Origin of the sequence: Martelella mediterranea (assembly GCF_004342225.1) — a bacterium.
GTDB classification, from domain to species: Bacteria; Pseudomonadota; Alphaproteobacteria; order Rhizobiales; family Rhizobiaceae; genus Martelella; species Martelella mediterranea_B.
Genome location: NZ_SMAR01000090.1, coordinates 1 through 2,547 on the forward strand (window position 1 = coordinate 1; position 2,547 = coordinate 2,547).

The following is a 2,547-nucleotide window of genomic DNA, read 5'->3' on the forward strand; positions in this document are numbered from 1 at the left end:
GCACACGAACGACGCTTCGCCCATTTTCGGGGTCTGTGATCGCGGTCGGCCCGGTACACTTTTGGTTTTCAGGAATGGAGAACCACCTTTGTGCCGGGCCGCCATATAACCGATCAACAGAAGAGACTTTTCATGAAACTGAGACAAAACCACCCCATCGAAGTCGCCGCGGCCAAGGCCGGCATGAGCCGGGCGAGCGGATACCGCATTTCGAAAGATCCCCAACTGCCGTCGCAAAGGGCGCAGCCGCGAGGCCGGCGGCGCCCGGACCCGCTTGAGCACATTTTCGACGCTGAAGTCGTCCCGCTTTTGCAATCAGCCCCGGGTCTTCGGCCGGTCGCAATTTTTGAGGAGATGCTGCGCCGCCACCCTGACCTGTCGCCGGGTATCCGCCGGACGCTGGAACGGCGGATCCGGGCCTGGCGGGCGGTGCATGGCGAGGAACAGGAGGTGATCTTTAGACAGGTTCACGAGCCCGGCCGGCTCGCACTGTCGGATTTTACCGACATGGGGGCGCTCGACGTGACCATTGCCGGTCAGCCCCTGGATCACCTGCTCTACCACTTCCGCCTGCCGTGGTCGGGCTTCGAGCATGCCCATGTCATCCTCGGCGGAGAGAGCTTTGTCGCCCTGGCCGAAGGGTTGCAGAATGCGCTCTGGTCGGTGGGCGGCGCGCCGTCTTCCCATCGCAGCGACAGTCTGTCGGCGGCTTTTCGCAACCTCGATGCCGACGCGCGGGCGGATCTCACGACGCGCTATGACGCCCTGTGCACCCATTACCGGATGACGCCGACCCGCAACAACAAGGGGGTGGCGCATGAGAACGGCTCGATCGAAAGCGCACACGGCCATCTCAAGAGCGCGATCCGGGATGCGCTGTTGATGCGGGGCTGCGCCGACTTCGACGATCTCGATGGCTACCGCGCCTTCATCGATGAGATCGTGGGGCGCCGCAATGCTGCCCGCGGCAAGCGTATCGCAGCCGAACGGTCCTATCTGCAAGGGCTGCCTGCGCGCCGCACCACGGACTTCGAGGAGGTGATTGTCACCGTTGCCAGTACTGGCGGCTTCACCTTGCGCAGGGTTTTCTACACCGTACCCTCCCGCTTGATCGGGCACAGACTGCGCGTGCGCCTGTTTGACAATCGCCTTGAGGTCTTCACCGGCGGCACCCTCCTGCTGACCCTGTCCAGAGGGCGGGCCAGGGCCAACGGCAAGCATGACCAGGTCGTGAACTATCACCATGTTATCCATTCACTGCGCAGAAAGCCTATGGCACTATCGAGGCTGGTTTATCGCGACAAGCTCTTTCCGCGTCAGGAATACCGACGGGCCTTCGAAGCGCTCATCGACCGGCTGCCCGAACAACAGGCCTGCAAAATCACAGTTGAACTGCTTGCCCTGGCGCATGATCGCGGCTGTGAGGCGGAACTGGCCAGCGCGTTGAGCCGGGTTCTCGGGGACGGTGGACTTCCGGACATTAACGCCTTGCGAGGGAAGTTTACACCGGACGCAGGCAGTCTACCGGCCGTCACCGTGCAATCCGTGTCCCTGGACAGCTATGAAGCGCTTGTCAAAACGGTGGATGCAACAGGAGTATCGGCATGACAAACGCCCATACCGTCGATGAGGCCCGCCTCTCTATCATGCTGAACGACCTGCGGCTGCCGACCATCAAGATGCTCTGGCCGCAATTTGCCGAACAGGCTGACCGAGAGGGCTGGCCGGCCGCCCGCTTCCTGGCCGCTATTGCGGAGCACGAACTGGCCGAACGCGCCCACCGCAGGATCGCCAGACACCTTGCCGAAGCGCACCTGCCACCCGGAAAGACTATGGACAGCTTCGACTTCGACGCCGTTCCAATGATCTCGAAAGCACAGGTCATGGCCATGGCGGCGGGAGACAGCTGGCTCGCCAAAGGTGCCAACGTCCTGATGTTCGGACCGCCCGGTGGCGGCAAGTCCCATCTCGCGGCCGCCATTGGTCTGGCACTGATCGAGAACGGCTGGCGGGTGCTCTTCACAAGAACCACAGATCTTGTCCAGAAGCTGCAGGTCGCCCGCAGGGAACTGCAGCTTGAGGCCGCAATTGCCAAACTGGACAAGTTCGACCTGATCATCCTCGACGATCTCGCCTATGTCACCAAGGACCAGGCCGAAACCAGCGTCCTCTTCGAGCTGATCTCCGCGCGATACGAGAGGCGGTCCATCATGATCACCGCCAATCAGCCCTTCGGCGAATGGAACAAGGTTTTCCCCGACCCCGCAATGACGCTCGCCGCCGTCGACAGGCTGGTCCACCATGCGACCATCTTTGAGATGAATGTGGAAAGCTATAGACGGCGCTCCGCAATGGAAGAAAAACGCAAAAGGGGCAGGCCTGCCGCATACGCGACAATCAACAACACACCCATGATTGACGCGCAACGACAAACAACAGGCCATGAAAATCTTGCCAGCGGCAATCAGGATGATAACATCACAAATGACGCGACATAGAATCTCAGACAGATTGTCGCCGGCGTCTCAGACAGATTGTCGCGCTATA

2 protein-coding genes are annotated in these 2,547 nt (G+C 61.1%); both read left to right on the forward strand.

Annotated elements, in window-relative coordinates:
* The first annotated feature begins 90 nt into the window (after positions 1-90).
* Positions 91-1,608, forward strand: coding sequence for an IS21 family transposase (gene istA, locus EDC90_RS20655; RefSeq protein ID WP_132314388.1), 1,518 nt, complete (start codon positions 91-93; stop codon positions 1,606-1,608).
* Entirely contained in the window at positions 1,605-2,498 is an 894-nt protein-coding gene (istB, locus tag EDC90_RS20660) for an IS21-like element helper ATPase IstB (protein WP_132314389.1), read from the forward strand. Before istA ends, istB begins: the two co-directional genes overlap by 4 nt.
* Positions 2,499-2,547 lie beyond the last annotated feature (49 nt).